The organism is Xinfangfangia pollutisoli, from assembly GCF_020179405.1.
Lineage (GTDB): Bacteria > Pseudomonadota > Alphaproteobacteria > Rhodobacterales > Rhodobacteraceae > Pseudogemmobacter > Pseudogemmobacter pollutisoli.
On sequence record NZ_JAICBZ010000038.1, the window covers coordinates 22,786 to 38,998 of the forward strand.

12 protein-coding genes are annotated in these 16,213 nt (G+C 67.9%); 5 read left to right on the forward strand and 7 right to left on the reverse strand.

Annotation, left to right across the window (positions count from 1 at the left end):
* Nucleotides 1–2,712: a ribosome-associated ATPase/putative transporter RbbA gene (gene rbbA, locus K1Y73_RS12415; protein ID WP_225028615.1), complete on the forward strand. Its 2,712-nt coding sequence runs from the start codon at nucleotides 1–3 to the stop codon at nucleotides 2,710–2,712.
* On the forward strand, nucleotides 2,713–3,831 hold the full coding sequence (locus K1Y73_RS12420) for an ABC transporter permease (RefSeq protein WP_225028616.1): 1,119 nt from the start codon (nucleotides 2,713–2,715) through the stop codon (nucleotides 3,829–3,831). It abuts the gene before it with no gap.
* Nucleotides 3,832–3,855: 24 nt separating this feature from the next.
* Here the strand turns inward: K1Y73_RS12420 and K1Y73_RS12425 are convergent, their stop codons facing one another.
* The 6 genes from K1Y73_RS12425 to K1Y73_RS12450 form a co-directional block, all read right to left on the reverse strand.
* Nucleotides 3,856–4,443, reverse strand: a complete 588-nt coding sequence (locus K1Y73_RS12425; RefSeq protein ID WP_318248240.1) for a response regulator transcription factor — start codon at nucleotides 4,441–4,443, stop codon at nucleotides 3,856–3,858.
* 172 nt (nucleotides 4,444–4,615) lie between these two features.
* Complete coding sequence (locus tag K1Y73_RS12430) at nucleotides 4,616–6,988, reverse strand: cache domain-containing protein (protein ID WP_225028618.1); 2,373 nt, start codon at nucleotides 6,986–6,988, stop codon at nucleotides 4,616–4,618.
* A gap of 456 nt (nucleotides 6,989–7,444) precedes the next feature.
* Nucleotides 7,445–10,795, reverse strand: a complete 3,351-nt coding sequence (locus K1Y73_RS12435; protein WP_225028619.1) for an error-prone DNA polymerase — start codon at nucleotides 10,793–10,795, stop codon at nucleotides 7,445–7,447.
* On the reverse strand, nucleotides 10,792–12,279 hold the full coding sequence (locus K1Y73_RS12440; protein ID WP_225028620.1) for a Y-family DNA polymerase: 1,488 nt from the start codon (nucleotides 12,277–12,279) through the stop codon (nucleotides 10,792–10,794). The genes K1Y73_RS12435 and K1Y73_RS12440 overlap by 4 nt, the downstream gene beginning before the upstream one ends.
* Complete coding sequence (locus K1Y73_RS12445; protein WP_225028621.1) at nucleotides 12,194–12,781, reverse strand: ImuA family protein; 588 nt, start codon at nucleotides 12,779–12,781, stop codon at nucleotides 12,194–12,196. The genes K1Y73_RS12440 and K1Y73_RS12445 overlap by 86 nt, the downstream gene beginning before the upstream one ends.
* A gap of 10 nt (nucleotides 12,782–12,791) precedes the next feature.
* A complete protein-coding gene (locus K1Y73_RS12450; protein WP_225028622.1) occupies nucleotides 12,792–13,610 on the reverse strand; it encodes an LOG family protein in 819 nt (272 codons plus the stop codon).
* 80 nt (nucleotides 13,611–13,690) lie between these two features.
* Here K1Y73_RS12450 and dapD point away from each other — a divergent pair, with 80 nt between their 5' ends.
* Genes dapD through K1Y73_RS12465 form a run of 3 tightly spaced genes read left to right on the forward strand, consistent with a single transcriptional unit; the run spans nucleotide 13,691 to nucleotide 15,601 of the window.
* The gene (gene dapD / locus K1Y73_RS12455) at nucleotides 13,691–14,515 is read left to right on the forward strand and encodes a 2,3,4,5-tetrahydropyridine-2,6-dicarboxylate N-succinyltransferase (RefSeq protein WP_225028623.1); all 825 of its coding nucleotides are present in this window, start codon (nucleotides 13,691–13,693) and stop codon (nucleotides 14,513–14,515) included.
* Nucleotide 14,516: 1 nt separating this feature from the next.
* Nucleotides 14,517–14,876, forward strand: a complete 360-nt coding sequence (locus tag K1Y73_RS12460) for a hypothetical protein (protein WP_225028624.1) — start codon at nucleotides 14,517–14,519, stop codon at nucleotides 14,874–14,876.
* A 56-nt stretch (nucleotides 14,877–14,932) separates the two neighbouring features.
* Nucleotides 14,933–15,601 carry a DUF421 domain-containing protein gene (locus K1Y73_RS12465; protein WP_225028625.1) on the forward strand — a complete coding sequence of 223 codons (669 nt, stop codon included), beginning with the start codon at nucleotides 14,933–14,935 and terminating at the stop codon, nucleotides 15,599–15,601.
* A 3-nt stretch (nucleotides 15,602–15,604) separates the two neighbouring features.
* On the opposite strand, the gene K1Y73_RS12470 is transcribed toward K1Y73_RS12465, so the two are convergent.
* The coding region (locus K1Y73_RS12470; RefSeq protein WP_225028626.1) for a Hint domain-containing protein at nucleotides 15,605–16,213 on the reverse strand (609 nt) is incomplete at its 5' end.

Sequence of the window (16,213 nt, forward strand, 5' to 3'; positions counted from 1 at the left end):
ATGGGCCCGGTGGCCCGGCTGACGGGCGTCACCCATCGTTACGGCGCGGTCGCGGCGCTGCAGGATGTCACGCTGGACATTCCGGCGGGCTGCATGGCGGGGCTGATCGGGCCGGATGGCGTCGGCAAATCCACGCTGATGGCGCTGGTCGCGGGCGTGCGGCAGCTGCAGGCCGGGCAGGTCATGGTGCTGGGCGGCGATATGGGGCGGGCGCCGGTCCGCCGCGCCACCGCCCCGCGCATCGCCTATATGCCGCAGGGGCTGGGGCGGAACCTGTACCCGACCCTGACCGTGCGCGAGAATCTGGATTTCTTCGGGCTTCTGTTCGGGCAGGACCGCGCCGAACGCGACGCGCGCATCGCCATGCTGCTGAAGGCCACCGGGCTTGATCCCTTTCCCGACCGGCCGGCGGGCAAGCTGTCGGGCGGGATGAAGCAGAAGCTGTCGCTGTGTTCGGCGCTGATCCATGACCCCGACCTGTTGATCCTGGACGAGCCGACAACCGGGGTCGACCCTTTGTCGCGCGGTCAGTTCTGGGATCTGATCGACCATGTCCGCGCCCAGCGCCCGGGGATGAGCGTGCTGACCGCCACCGCCTATATGGAAGAGGCCGACCGGTTCGACTGGCTGGCCGCGATGGATGCGGGCCGGGTGATCGCCAGCGGCACGCCGCAGGATCTGCGGCAGAAGGGCGGCGGCAAGACGCTGGAAGCGGCTTTCATCAACCTTCTGCCGGCGGATCGGCGCGGCGACCCCGCGCCGCTGATCCTGCCGCCGCGCCCCGACAGCGGCGATGCGGTGCCGGCGATCGAGGCGCGGCATCTGACCATGCGCTTTGGCGATTTCACCGCGGTCGACGATGTCAGCTTCACCATCCCGCAGGGCGAGATCTTCGGCTTCCTCGGCTCGAACGGGTGCGGCAAGTCGACGACGATGAAGATGCTGACCGGGCTTCTGACCCCGACCCAGGGCGAGACCGAGCTGTTCGGCGAACATATGACCAGCGGCGACATGCAAAGCCGGCTGCGCATCGGCTATATGTCGCAAGGCTTTTCGCTGTATGGCGAGTTGACGGTGCGGCAGAACCTGACCCTGCATGCGAGACTGTATGCGATCCCGCCGGCCGACCGTGCCCCGCGCATCGCCGAAGTGCTGCGCGACTTCGACCTGCAGGCCGAGGCCGACGCCCTGCCGGAATCGCTGCCTTTGGGCATCCGGCAAAGGCTGCAGCTGGCGGTGGCGGTGCTGCACCGGCCGCGGATCCTGATCCTGGACGAGCCGACCTCGGGCGTCGATCCGGTGGCGCGCGATGTGTTCTGGCGCAAGCTGATCGGCCTGTCGCGCGACGATGGGGTGACGATCTTCATCTCGACCCATTTCATGAACGAGGCCGAGCGCTGCGACCGCATCTCGCTGATGCATGCCGGCAAGGTGCTGGAAGTGGGCGCCCCGGCCGAGATCGTCGCACGCCACCGCACGGACACGCTGGAAGCCGCCTTCATCGAGGTGCTGGCGCATGAAATGGGCGATGCGGCGCGGCCGCTGGGATCCGAAGGCATTGCGCCCGTGCCCACGCAAAACCCGGCGCGGCTGGCGGCGCTGATCCGCACCCGGGCCTATGCCTGGCGCGAGACGCTGGAACTGATGCGCGATCCGATCCGGCTGTTCTTCGCCCTGGCCGGCCCGGTGATCCTGTTCATCACCATGGGCTTCGGCATCTCTTTCGATGTCGACCGGCTCAGCTTCGGCGTGCTGGATCAGGATCAAAGCGCCGAAAGCCGCGGGCTGGCCGAGGGCTTTACCGCGATCCGCCAATTCGCCGAGGGTGCGCCACTGGCCGGGCCGCAGGAGCTGGCGGCGCGGATGCGCCAGGGCGATCTGTCGCTGGCGCTGGAAATTCCCGACGGCTTCGGCAAGGCGCTGGCCCAGGGCGAAGCGCCGGAAATCTCGGTCTGGGTCGATGGCGCCATGCCGTTTCGGGCCGAAACCGCGCGCGGCTATGCGCTGGGGGTGATCCAGCGCGCGGCCAAGGACAGGGCCGTCGCGGCCGGCGCCAGCACGCAGGATGCCGTCAGCTTCGAATTGCGCTTCCTGTTCAACCAGGCGTTCAAAAGCGCCAATGCGATGGTGCCCTCGATCCTGATGCTGATCCTGATGCTGATCCCGGCGATCATGGCCGCGATCAGCGTGGTGCGCGAAAAGGAAACCGGCACCATCGCCAATTTTCGATCCACCCCGGTGACCCGGCCCGAATTCCTGATCGGCAAGCAATTGCCCTATATCGCCATTGCCTGGGGCGGGTTCTGGGTTCTGGCGGCGCTGGGGCGCGGGCTGTTCGGTGTGCCCTTCACCGGCCAGATCTGGGCCTTCGGCGCGGTGGCGCTGATCTATGTCACCGCCTCGACCGGGTTTGGGCAGCTGATGTCGTCGTTCACCGCAACCCAGGTGGCCGCGGTCTTTGCCACGGCGATCATCGCCATCATCCCGACGGTGAATTTTTCGGGCCTGATCGTGCCGACCTCGACCCTGGCCCTGCCCGGCAAGCTGATTGGCGAGGCTTTTCCCGGTGCCTGGTTCCAGCAGGTCAGCGTGGGGTCCTTCGTCAAGGGCTATGGCTGGCAGGATCTGGTCTTTCCCGCGCTGGTGCTGGCGGGCTTCGCGCTGACCTATCTGGGCCTGGCCATCCTGGGCCTGCGCAAGCAGGAGCGGTAGATGCAAAGCCTGAAGAACATCGCGGCGTTGACGGTCAAGGAGTTGCGGGCGCTGGCGCGCGACCGGATCATGCTGGTGCTGATCCTGTACGTCTTCACCGCCGCGGTCTGGCTGGTGTCGAACGCCGCCTCGACCGAGGTGCATAACCTGTCGGTCGGCGTGGTGGACGAGGATCAAAGCCAGCTTTCCGCCCGGATCACCGATGCGATCCAGGCGCCGATGTTCGCCTCGCCCGTGGCGCTGACGCCCGAAGCGGCGGCGCAGGCGCAGAAGGCGGGGCGCTATGTGCTGGTCCTGTCGATCCCGCCGGGGTTCGAGCGCGATCTGATGGCCGGCGGGACGGCGCAGCTGATGCTGCTGGTCGATGCAACGGCCGTCGCCCATGCCGGCAATGGCGCCACCTTCCTGCGCCAGGCGGTGCTGACCGAGATCGCCGCCTGGGCCGGGCCGCAGGCGGCCAGCACGTCTTCGGTGGATGTGGTGTTCCGCAATCTTTACAACCCCAACCTGTCGCCGATGTGGTTCACCGCGGTGATGCAGCTGATGAACAATGTGACCATCCTGATGCTGATCCTGTCGGGCTCGTCGCTGATCCGCGAACGCGAACACGGCACGATCGAGCATGTGCTGGTGATGCCGGTCCGCCCGCATGAGATTGCGCTGTCGAAGATCTGCGCCAATGGCGGCGTGATCCTGGGCGCCCAGATCCTGAGCCTGCTTCTGGTGGTCGAGGGGCTGATGGGTGTGCCGGTCACCGGCTCGTTGCCGCTTTATGTGACGGGGGCGCTGATCTATGTGCTGGCCATGGGCAGCATCGGGCTGTTGCTGGCGACGCTGGCGCAGAACATGGGGCAGTTCGGGCTGCTGGTCATTCCGGTGATCATCGTGATGTTCCTGCTGTCGGGCGCGATGACGCCGATGGAATCGATGCCCGACTGGCTGCGCCTTGCGGTGCGGCTGGTCAGCCCGGCGCCGCATTTCGTCAGCTTCGCCCAGGGGGTTCTGTATCGCGATGCCGGGCTTCTGACGGTCTGGCCCGAAATGGCGGCGATTGCCGCCATGGCGCTGGTGGCGGTGTCGCTGGTGCTGTGGCGGTTCCGCAAGGTGCTGTCGGCCTAAGCCGGCGGGCGCCGACGGGCAGCGTCACTCGGGCCGCTTGATCTCGGAGATCAGTTCCGCGACCGAGCGCATGTTCAGCTTTTCCAGAATCCGCGCGCGGTGATGGTCGATGGTGCGCGGGCTGATGCCCAGATCCGCCGCGATCTCTTTCGACGAAATCGCCGAGGGGCGCGCCACGATCCGCGCCACGATTTCGCGTTCGCGCTGGGTCAGGCTGTCAAAGCGCATCCGGTCGCGGCGGCTGCGTTCTTCCACCGTCAGCCGAGCGCGGGTGATCGCGAAAGCGGCTTCGATCCTTTCGATCAGCTCGGCCGGCCCGAAGGGCTTTTGCAGGAAATCCAGCGCCCCGGCCTTGATCGCCCGCACCGATTCCGGCACGCCGCCATGGCCGGTGATGAAGATGACCGGAATGTCCACCTTCAGATCGTTCAGCTGCTGCTGCAGCTCCAGCCCGTTCATCCCGGGCATGCCGTAATCCAGCACCAGACAGCCGCGCATCGCAGGACGCAGCGCAGCCAGGAATTCCGGCCCCGACGCGAAAGTTTCAACCTGATAGCCGCGCATCGAAAGCGAAAACGACAGGGCGCTGCGGATGTCAGCGTCATCGTCCACCAGGTAAACCGTCAATACCTCACCGGCCTCGGCGACCATTACTGCCCTCGGTTGGGTGGGCCAGACCGAGAGCTGGCCATGAGATTATATTAGTTAATTTGGGGGCAGGGGCAACCGGCGGCAGCGGTCCATGCCTTGATTTTCCGAATTCTCTCAGACGCCTGCCAGCTTTCTAGGTCTCTGCCGCCGGGTCGGCCTCGGCCGGCTGGCAGATGCGCAGGGTAAAGCGGAAGCGCGCGCCATGCGGCTGGACCGGCTCGTGCCACAGCGCGCCGCCATGCGCGGTGATGATGGTGCGGCAGATCGACAGGCCAAGGCCCATGCCGCCGGGCTTGCCGGTCTCGAACCGGGTGAACAGCGCCTGGCCCGGCGCGACCCCCGGCCCGGTATCGGCGATCGTGACCGTGACCATGGCGCCCGCGCGGCGGGCCTGCACCGTCACCCGGCGGTCGGGCGCGGGAAGGCCGGCGCCGGCAATCGCCTCGATCGCGTTGCGCAACAGGTTCACCACGACCTGGGCGATCTGCACCCGGTTGCCCAGAACCGGCGGCAGGTCCGGCTCCAGCTGCGTTTCGACGGTCACCCCGGCCTCGGCGATCTCGACCTGGCACAGCTGCATGGTCTGTTCCAGCAGATCGGGCAGGCTGACCGGGCCGCTTTCGCCCTGGTCCTTGCGGATGAAGGCGCGCAGCGCGTGGATGATCTCGCCCGCGCGCATCGACTGGCGCATGATCTGATCCAGCAGCGCCCGCACCTCGGGCTGCGGCGCGGCGCTGCGGTTCAGCAGCAGCACCGCGGAATCGGCATTCTGCGCGATGGCGGTCAGCGGCTGGTTCAGCTCATGCGCCAGGCCCGAGGCCATCTGGCCCATCGTATTGCCGCGGGCGATATGGCTGAGATCGCGGTTGAGCCGCAGGATTTCGCGCTCTTTCTCGCGCGCTTCGGAAATGTCGTCGACCGTCACCACCGCATGCAGCGGCGTGCCGGTGCGATCGCGGATCATGATCGCGTTGATGTTGACCCAGATCACCCGCCCGTCCCGGCAGCGCCAGCGCATTTGCTGATTGACCACATTGGTCGGCGTCTGGGCGCTGTCGAGCGGGTCGAAGTCCGGCTCTTCGGGATCGGCCAGATCCGACAGGGTCAGCTCTGCCATCTCGTCGGCGCTGTAGCCGGTGATGTCGCACAGCGCCTTGTTGGCCCGGATCACCCGGCCGGTGCCCGGCATCACCTGGGCCATGCCGCGGCTGGACAGGTCGAAGGTCATGCCATATTCGCGCTCGGCCTCGCGCCGGGCTTCGGTGGCCTGAATCAGCGTCTGTCCCGCACTTTCCAGTTCGGAATAGGTCTCGGCCGGCCCGGCGCTGGCATCCAGCTGGCCGGTCGCGATCAGGGCCGAGCGGTCGGCGAAATCGCGCAGCGGCCGCGACAGGCGCAGGGCCAGCGCCAGCCCGATCAGCCCTGTCACCACCGCCACCCCGGCCGCGATCCAAAGGTTGCTGCGCCGGTTGCGCTTGATCACCGCGGTGAAATCGTTCTCGGGGGCATAGACGGCGATGGTCCAGGGCAACGCATCGCTGTTCAGCTGCATCAGCGCCGAGACATAGCTTTCGCCCTTGTAGACGAATTGCGCGGGCATTTCCTGCACCGCGCGCAGGGCACCGTCCTTCATCAGCGGCGAGAAGGCGGCGCGGGCGATCGGGTCTTCCAGTTCCAGGATGCTGGCGAAACGCAGCGTTCCGTCCTGGTCGCGCATGCGCAGCAGATCAATGTCGGGATGGGCGATCACATCGCCATTGTGGTTCATGATCAGCGCTTTGCCATGGGTGCCGATCGTCAGCCGCGCCAGGAAGTTCGAGATCATCGAGATCTCGATATCCACGCCCACAACGCCGCGGATCTGGCCCTGTTCGGTCAGCACCGGCGCGGCCAGGGTGATGCCCGGCTGCTGCGACGAGAAGAAGATGTAGGGATCGGTCCAGATCGTCGTGCGCGCTTGCCGGGCGCGCAGATACCAGGGCCGGTCGCGCGGATCGAAGCGGTCCTGCGGGTCCGAACTGCGCTGCCGCACATGAAAGTCATCGTCGCGCCAGATCAGCTCGGTCGAGCGCAGCCCCTCGGTGACGGTGATGATCTTCGAACGGATCGGGCCGGCCCCCCCGGGCGTGCGCATGACATAGACGAAGGATCCATCCTCGCCGCCGTAATAGATGCCGGCGAATTGCGGGGTGATCTGCAATTGCTGGAACAGCAGCTTTTCCAGGATCTGCGGGTCGTCGCTGGCCACAACCCGGCTTTGCGCCAGCCGCGCGGCAAGTTCCGCCGCCCCCTGGGCCGGGCTGAGGAAGCCCTTGGAATGCTCGGTCGTGTTGACGGCGACATCGGTCAGCAGATCGCGCGCATGGCGGATCAGCGCCCGTTCCGAGGTGACATAGGAACTGGTGACCACGGCCAGGACCGCAAAGAATTGCAGTCCCGCCAGGCTGATCGCCAGAATGGCACTGAAGGATCGGGTGATGGTCTGCTCCTGCCTCGAGGTCTGCATATCGGCCCCCTGCGGGGCGAAGGGCGTCGCCGGGCTGGTTTAGCCACAAGCCCCGGGCAAAGGCATAGGCAAAACTGCCTAGGCAAGTCTACGAATTTACGCCGGCTGCCGCAGGATGACACATGGTGCCTGTAAATGGTGCGATGTTTGCGCGTTTAAGGGGTTATCGCTTTTGTTGACCCAGCGCGGCCTGGCCCTAACGGCCAGGCCCGCCGTTTTGCGTAGCGCCGCAAAGGGCGGTCGGGCATTTGCTCCGCTTCCCTTTGCTGTGCAAGGCAGGGGCCAAGCTGCGGTCTTGCTGTTCGGGGTAAGTTGCGTTCAGGCAGTAAGGGGGTTCCCCAGGCCCTCTTGGCGGTATCGGTTTCCTTTAGAAGCCTGTCTCGATCTGCCCGGTCGCAGATCGTTCCCCGAGCAGCAAACCGTGCGGCCACTCCCGTTACATGGAAACCGGCGCCGCTAATGGAAATCGCGGCTGGGAAACAGCCGCTTGGCCTGGTCGCGCGGGTGATGCGCCCGCGCAGGGCTGCGCGACGGGTTGCGATGGGGGCGCGGGGCCTCGTCGGCGCCGGGGCGGGTAACGCCCACCACCGCGTCCAGCGGATGGCCCAGATCCGACAGGCGCGGCGACAGATCCTCGATCTGCTCGGCGATCAGATGGGCGACCTGGCCCTCGCGCTCCAGCCGGCCGCTGACCCGCAACAGCCGCCCGCCCATCACCACGCGGCGGAAGCGCTGATAGACCGCCGGCCAGACCACCACATTGGAAACCCCGGTCTCGTCCTCCAGCGTCAGGAAGATCACGCCCGAGGCGGTGCCGGGCCTTTGCCGGGTGATCACCAGCCCGCAGACCGCAAGCCGCGCCCCCGGCCGCGCCGTGGCCAGATCGGCATGCGGCGTCAGGCCGGAGATCGCGGGGCGCAGCAGTTCCATCGGATGGGCGCGCAGGGTCAGGCGCAGGGCGACGTAATCCTCGACCACCTCTTCGCCCAGATGCATGGCAGGCAGGGCGACCGGCGGCTCGGCCAGGCCTTCGCCATCCAAGGGATCGGCGAACAGCGGCAAGGGCGCCGGCGCGCGGATCGCCCGCACCTGCCACAGCGCATCGCGCCGGGTCAGGCCCTGCCCGGCGAAAGCATCGGCCTCGGCCAGCCGTTCCAGCACCGAAGGGCCCAGCCCCGCGCGCAGCCACAGGCTTTCGGGATCGGGATAGCCATTGCCGCGCGCGGCCTCGATCCAGCCGGCATCCTCGGCCCGGAAGCCCTTGATCTGGCGAAAGCCCAGCCGCAGCGCCAGCCGCCCGTCGGCCCGCCGTTCCAGCGCATTGTCCCAGCCGCTGCGGTTCACGCAGACCGGCCGCACCTCGACCCCATGGTCGCGCAGGTCGCGCACGATCTGCGCCGGCGCATAAAAACCCATCGGCTGCGCATTCAGCAGCGCGCAGGCGAAGACCGCCGGATGATGGCACTTCAGCCAGGCCGAGACATAGGTCAGCATGGCAAAGGCCGCGGCATGGCTTTCGGGAAAGCCGTAATCGGCAAAGCCCTCGATCTGGCCGAAGCAGCGTTCGGCCACTTCGGGCGCATAGCCCCGCGCCGTCATGCCCGAGACGAAGCGCTCGCGATGTTCGGCGATCGTGCCCATGCGCCGGAACGCCGCCAAGGACCGGCGCAGCCGGTCGGCCTCTTCCGCCGTATAGCCCGCGCCCACCACGGCGATCTGCATCGCCTGTTCCTGAAACAGCGGCACGCCCAGGGTGCGGGCGGTGACGGCTTCAAGCTCGGGCCCGAAGGGTTCGGCGGCCTCAAGCCCCTGGCGGCGCTTGATATAGGGCTTCACCATGCCGCCCTGGATCGGGCCGGGGCGGACGATGGCGACCTCGATCACCAGATCGTAGAAGGTGCGCGGCCGCATCCGGGGCAGAAAGTTCATCTGCGCCCGGCTTTCCACCTGGAACACCCCCACCGCATCGGCGGCGCACAGCATGTCATAGGTGGCGGCATCTTCCTGCGGCACGCTGGCCAGGGTCAGGACCTGCCGGTCATGCGTCTTCAGCAGGTCAAAGGCCTTGCGGATGCAGGTCAGCATGCCCAGCGACAGGATATCGACCTTCAGAATGCCCAGCGCGTCGATATCGTCCTTGTCCCATTCGATCACCGTGCGATCCTCCATCGCCGCATTCTCGATCGGGCACAGTTCGTCCAGCCGGCTGCGGGTGATGACAAAGCCGCCCACATGCTGCGACAGGTGGCGGGGAAAGCCGATGATCTCGGTGATCAGCCGCACGGTCTGCGCCAGGCGGCGATCCGACAGATCCAGCCCCAATTCGCCCAGCCGCTCGGGCCGCACGCCGCTGTCGGACATGCCCCAGATCTGCCCCGACAGGCTGGCCGTCACATCGGCACTTAGCCCCATGACCTTGCCCACCTCGCGGATCGCGGCGCGGGATCGGAAATGGATCACCGTGGCGCATAGCCCGGCGCGGTGGCGGCCATAGCGGTCATAGATCCACTGGATCACCTCTTCCCGGCGCTCATGTTCGAAATCGACGTCGATATCCGGCGGTTCGCCCCGGTATTTCGAGATGAAGCGCTCGAAGACCATGCTGATCAGATCGGGCGAGACATCGGTGATGCCCAGCAGATAGCACAGCACCGAATTGGCGGCCGAGCCGCGGCCCTGGCACAGGATGCCGCGGCTGCGGGCAAAGGCCACGATGTCATTGACGGTCAGGAAATAGGCCGCAAAGCCCAGTTCGGCCACGACCGCCAGTTCCTTGGCCATCAGCGTCATCACCTTGTCGGGCGCGCCCTGCGGATAGCGGCGGGCCAGGCCTTCGCGGGCCAGACGGTCCAGCCGGGCCTGCGGCGTTTCACCATCCGAAATCTCGTCGGGGTAATCGTAGCTGAGTTCCGACAGGTCAAAGCTGCAGCGTGCGGCGATTTCCAGCGTGCGGCGCAGGGCGGCGGGATGGTCGCGAAACAGCCGCGCCATATCCTCCTGCCCTTTCAGGCGGCGTTCGGCATTGGGCAGGGCCCGGGTGCCGATCCGGTCGATCGTCAGCCCCTCGCGCAGGCAGGTCAGCACATCGGCCAGCGGGCGGCGGCTGGCGCGATGCATCAGCACATCGCCCACCGCCACCATCGGCGCCGAGCATTGCTGTGCCAGCCGGGCGCAGGCGGCCAGCCAGGCCTGGTCCGAACCGTCATAGCGCGGGGCCGCGCCCAGGAAGACATGGCCCGGAAACCGCCGTCGCAGAGACTGGATATGCGGGGCCGCCGCCTCTGGCCGGGCGGGCGGCAGGGCGATCAGCACCATGCCGGCACAGCCGTCCAGCAGGTCGCGGCTGTCCAGATGGCACTCTCCCTTCCCGGCCCGTCGCTTGCCCAGGGTCAGAAGCCGGCACAGGCACTGATAGGCGGCGCGATCCTGCGGCAGGGCCAGCCATTGCACCGGGCTGTCGCGCAGCACCAGCCGGCAGCCCACGATCAGCTTCGGCAGCTGCAGCGCGGGCGGGCGGGCCAGATCCTGCGGCTGGCCGAAGGCCTGACGCGACGAAGGGTCGATCCGGTGCTGCGAGCGGATCGGCAGCGGCTGATCCGCCTTCTCGCGCAAGTTGGCCAGCGCCCGCCAGGCCCGCACCACACCGGCAATCGAGTTGCGGTCGGTGATCGCGATCGCGTTCAGCCCCAGTTCGGCGGCGCGCACGACCAGTTCCTCGGGATGCGAAGCGCCGGTGAGGAAGGTGAAATTCGAGGTGACGCACAATTCGGCATAGCCCGACAGCGCGGGAATCGCGGGCGAGGTCATGCGAATTCCCCCTGCACGAACCAGCCCGGCGCCTGGGGGGTGTGGAACATCCACAGCGCCCGGCCCTGGCGGGTGTCGATCCGCCAGTAATCGCGCAGGCCGCTGTGCCAGGCCGCATCCTCAAGCCACCATTCCGGCGTGATCCGTTCGGGCCCGGTCGCCCGCGCCGTGGCCAGCGCCATGCGCCGCCAGCGGAACTGCCGGGGCGGCTGGGGGCCGGGCGCCGTGGCGGTGACGGGTTCGGGCGCAAACAGCCGCAAGGGCCGCGGACGCGGGCTGACCCAGGCGCCTTCAGGGCGGCTGAAGGCGGCCGGCGCGATCAGGAAGCTGCGTTCGGGAATATGGCTGTCGGCCGGCAGAAAGCGCTGCACGTTTTCCAGCCCGATCCGCGTGCCGATCCTTGTGATCAGATCGTCCAGCGCCGCGCCCTGCCGGGCGGGACCGGCGCGGGTGATCTGTTCGGGCGGCAGCGGTTCGGCCAGGGTCGCTTCCAGCCGCAGCTGGTCGATGCCGAAGCCCGCATCCGCCGCCTCGATGCCGCGGCGGAACAGCGGCAGGATGCGGGCCGGGTCGCGCATCGGCCCGGCCAGGCGCAGCTCCACCGTCTGGCTGGCCTGATCGACGCGGCGCAGCGTCAGTTCCAGCACCCGCGCGCCCGAATCCTGCGCCTTCAGGCGGGCACAGAGCCGATCCAGCAGCCGCGCCGTGCCGGCCATGACATCCTCGGTCCGGCCGATCGGTTCGGGCAGGGTCAGGCGGATGCCGTAATGCGGCGCCTCGGCCTGGGGCGAGATCGCCTCGGGCAGATCGCCCAGCGCCTGGTCCAGCCGCTGCATCAGCGCGGGGCCGAAGCGCCGGGCCAGGGGCGCGCGGGGCGTGGCCATCAGCGCGCCCACGGTCTGCAGGCCCAGCCGGCGCAGCGCGTCGCAAACGGGCGCATCCAGGCGCAGGGCGGCGACGGGCAAAGGGGCCAGAACGTCTCGAACATGGCCCTTTGGCGCGATGCCTTCGGCCCAATGCGCCAGCGCCCAGGCCGCGCCGCGGCTGTCGGCCAGACCTAGCCGCACCGACAGGCCGGCCCGCGCCAGCCGCTGGCGCATATCGGCCAGCAGCGCCGATTCGCCCCCGGCCAGATGGGTGGCGCCGGTCACGTCCAGCACCAGCCCATCGGCGCCGTCCAGGCCCACCCAGGGGCAATAGCGCGTGGCCCAGCGCGCCAGCATCGCCAGGAACCGCGAATCGCCCGGCAGATCGGCCGGCCGGCTGACCAGATCGGGGCAATAGGCGCGGGCATCGGCCATCGTCATGCCGCGCTGCAGGCCCAGCCGTTCCGCCTTGGCCGAAAGGCAATGGATGCGCTCGGCATTTTCCTGCGTCAGGGCAAGCGCGAATGGCCCCTCAGCCGGGCGGGCCCGCAGGCTGCGGTCGCTCGCCAGGCGGGGAAACCACATCGAGACGATGCGTCGCTGCATCCCACCGAACATCCCAAAGCCCACTGGTTCCTGATTTGTTCTTTTTAAGCTCCCATCGCATCAGAGTCGAGTCCGCCCCCCCACTCGGCGGCGCCGGATCGTAAAGCGGGCTGGCCAGCCAGCGGGTTTCGGCGGCATTGCTGCCCGCGCCTTCGGGAATCAGGCACAGGCCGGTGGCCTGCCCGTCCCGCGCCGCCAGCTGCAGCCGCCGGCCCTCGGTCAGGCCCAGCGGCTGGGTGATGTCGATCACCACGAACGGCACCGTCCCGTCGCGCAGCGCCTCTTCGGCCACGGCCAGCGTGTCGGTCTGGTTGCGGGTCTGCGCCAGCAAGAGCCGCGCGGGGTCGAAAAAGCCGGCCAGGCCAGCTGGGTTCGGCATCTCGGCCAGCCAGGCCTCGCGCAGCCACAGAACCGGGCCGCGGCCCTGCGCCGCCTGCACCGCGGCAAAGGCCCAGGCGGCGGGACCGCCCACCTCATGCACGCGACCGGGGCGCAAAGCGGGGGGCGCGGTCATGATCCGGCCGTCATGCTTCGGGCCAATTGTCGATCAGCGCCAGCGCCTCTTCCGCGGTCTCGACGATGCGGAACAGGCCCAGATCGCCGGGGCTGATCACGCCGGCTTCGGCCAGCATCGGCCAATCCACCACCCTTTCCCACCAGTCGCGGCCGAACAGCAGGAAGGGGATGCGCTTCATCCGCCCGGTCTGGATCAGCGTCAGGCTTTCGAACATCTCGTCCAGCGTGCCGAAGCCGCCGGGAAAGACGCAGACCGCCGCCGCCCGCATCAGGAAATGCATCTTGCGGATCGCGAAATAGTGGAAGTTGAAGGCCAGGTCCGGCGTGACATAGCGGTTCGGCGCCTGTTCATGCGGCAGGACGATGTTCAGTCCGATCGAGGCGCCCCCGGCCTCGGCCGCGCCGCGATTGCCGGCCTCCATCACCCCGGGGCCGCCGCCGGTGCAGACCACCCATTTCCGCCCATAGCTTTCCAGGCTGCGTTCGGTCATCGCGGCGGCAAAGCGGCGGGCCTCGTCATAATAATGGCTCAGCGCCGCCAGCGCCGGGGTGCGGGCCTGGTCGCGATGTTCGGGCGCCGGGATCCGCGCGCCGCCGAACATCACCACGGTCGATTCGATCCCCTTCTCGTCCATCAGCATCTGCGGCTTCAACAGTTCCAGCTGCAGCCGCACCGGGCGCAATTCCTCGCGCGTCAGGAAATCATGGTCGTCGAAGGCCAGCCGATAGGCAGGAGACCGGGTCTGCGGCGTGTCGGGAATGCGCTTCGCCGTCTCGACATCCTGGGTCGAGTCGCGGAACGGATGGTTGCGGTTTTCTTCTTTCATCTCTCGCCCGGATTGCGTGGCTATTCCCCAAGGCTTATAGCCGCGGGGCCCCCCATGAAACCGGGAAAAGGAAAAGCCTCATGTCGAATGCCGCATTGGAAGCCGCCATCGAAGCCGCCTGGGAAGGCCGCGACGCCCTGACCCCGGCCTCGAAAGGTGAGGCGCGCGATGCGGTTGAAGCGACGCTGGCGGCGCTGGGCGCGGGCACGCTGCGGGTGGCCGAAAAGCGCGGCGCCGACTGGCATGTGAACCAATGGGCCAAGAAGGCGGTGCTTCTGGGCTTCCGCCTGCAGGACATGGGCCTGCAATCCGGCGGGCCGCAGGGCGGCAGCTGGTGGGACAAGGTCGATTCGAAATTCCTTGGCTGGGGCGAGGCCGAATTCAAGGCCGCGGGCTTCCGCGCCGTGCCGAACTGTATCGTGCGCAAATCGGCGCATATCGCCAAGGGCGTGGTGCTGATGCCCAGCTTCGTGAACCTGGGCGCCTTCGTCGATGAAGGCACGATGGTCGACACCTGGGCCACCGTCGGATCCTGCGCGCAGATCGGCAAGAACGTGCATCTGTCGGGCGGCGTCGGCATCGGCGGCGTTCTGGAACCGATGCAGGCCGGCCCGACCATCATCGAGGACAATTGCTTCATCGGCGCCCGGTCGGAAGTGGTGGAAGGCTGCATCGTGCGCGAGGGCTCGGTCCTGGGCATGGGCGTGTTCATCGGCAAGTCGACGAAGATCGTCGACCGCGAGACCGGCGAGGTCATGTATGGCGAAGTGCCGGCCGGTTCGGTCGTAGTCGCCGGATCCATGCCTTCGAAGGGCGGGGTGAACCTGTATTGCGCGGTGATCGTGAAAAAGGTCGATGCGCAGACCCGGTCGAAGACCTCGATCAACGAATTGCTGCGGGATTAAGATGGACGACGAGGCCGAAGATCACGGCACCGCCAAGCCGGTCAAGGAAAAGCGCCCCCAGCAGGTCTATACCCTGGTGGTCGAGGTCGGGCGCAAGACCGGCGACGGGCTGCCCGACAAGGCAACCGGGGCGGCGCTGATCTGCTATGCCTCGGGCGTCGATGAGGCCGAAGCCGTGCGCGAGACGGTGGCGATCCTGAAAGAGGCCGATCTGGCACCCCTGGAGGTGGAAGGTCTGGGCACGCTTGAGGAACGCCGCAAGGCGGGCGAAGAGATCGGCGCCGAGGAAGTGGCGCTGATGCAGCGCGCGCTGGAAGAAAACTCGGTCATCGTCGCGCAGATGACGCCCTTCTACAGCTAAGGAACCGCGGCCGCGCCCGAACGTTGCACCTGCCGAGGCAGAGCAGAGGGCCGGGCATGGAAACGATCGTCCCTTTCGATGTCGCGCGCATGCTTTGGGGCGATGCGCCGCCGCTGTTCCTGCTGGAAATCCTGTTCCGGGTGCTGGTGATCTGGCTTTGGACCGCCGGCCTGTTGCGCTGGATCGGCGGGCGCAGCATCTCGCAATTGTCGCTGGTCGAATTCCTGCTGGTCATCGCGCTGGGCTCGGCCGTGGGGGACGCGCTGTTCTACCCCGAAGTGCCGCTTCTGCATGCGATGCTGGTGATCCTGATGATCGTCCTGCTGGACAAGGCCGTCGATCTGGCGATCCGGCGCTGGCAGGTTGCCAAGCGGCTGATCGACGGCCGCCCGCTTGAGGTGATCCGCGATGGCCGCATCCTGTGCGACGGGGTGTCGGCGCGGGCGCTGGGCACGCTGGAACTGATGGAGATGCTGCGGCTGAAAGAGATCGCGAATCTGGGCGAGATCCGGGCCGCCTATCTGGAGCCCTCGGGCGAATTGTCGCTGTTCCGCGCCCAGCCCGCCCGGCCCGGATTGCAGATCTGCCCGCCGGTGGAACTGACCGACCTGCCGCCGCCTGATCCGAAGGCGGGGGCGGTCTGCGTGAATTGCGGCCAGGTTCTGCCCCAGCCCCAGCCGCATTGCCCCGCCTGCAATGCCACCGACTGGACACGTCCCGAATAGGGGTCAGGCCGCGTCCGAAGGGCGCAAACGGCGCAGCAGTCCCATCAGCGGCGCGGCCTCGTAATCGCGGATCGCCCGCAGGGGCATCAGCGGCGCAGGCTCGGCCCGGCCATGATGCGCCGTCATCAGCAGGCAGCCGCCCGCGTCGATCAGATGCAGCCCGCCCAGATCCAGCGAGACGCCCGTCGTGACGGCGCGGCGGTTGTCCTGCACCGCGCTGCGGCCATCGGCCAGGGCGCCGGCACTGACCAGAACCTGCTCTTCGCCGAACAGATATTCGGCCTCGGGCCCGCCCAGCGCCACCTGCTGGTCGGCCGAGACCAGAAGGTCGACCCCTTGTGCGAAATAGGGCGCGCGCAGCACGATCGCGGCATGGCTGCCCCGGCTGGGCATCGCCAGCTGGCGGATGTCGCGCAGGCGCAAGGGCCCCGCATCCTCGGTCAGGATCCAGTCGCCCGGCACCAGCCGCCCCGCGGCCACCGGACCGGCGGGGGTGGGCACGGGCGTCATCCGGCCGATCCAGGGCGCGCGCGCCGGCGGGCTGTCGCCCTCCAGCACGCCGAACCACAAGACCGCGCCGTCGCGCCGTGCCACGCCCTGGCCCGCCGCCAT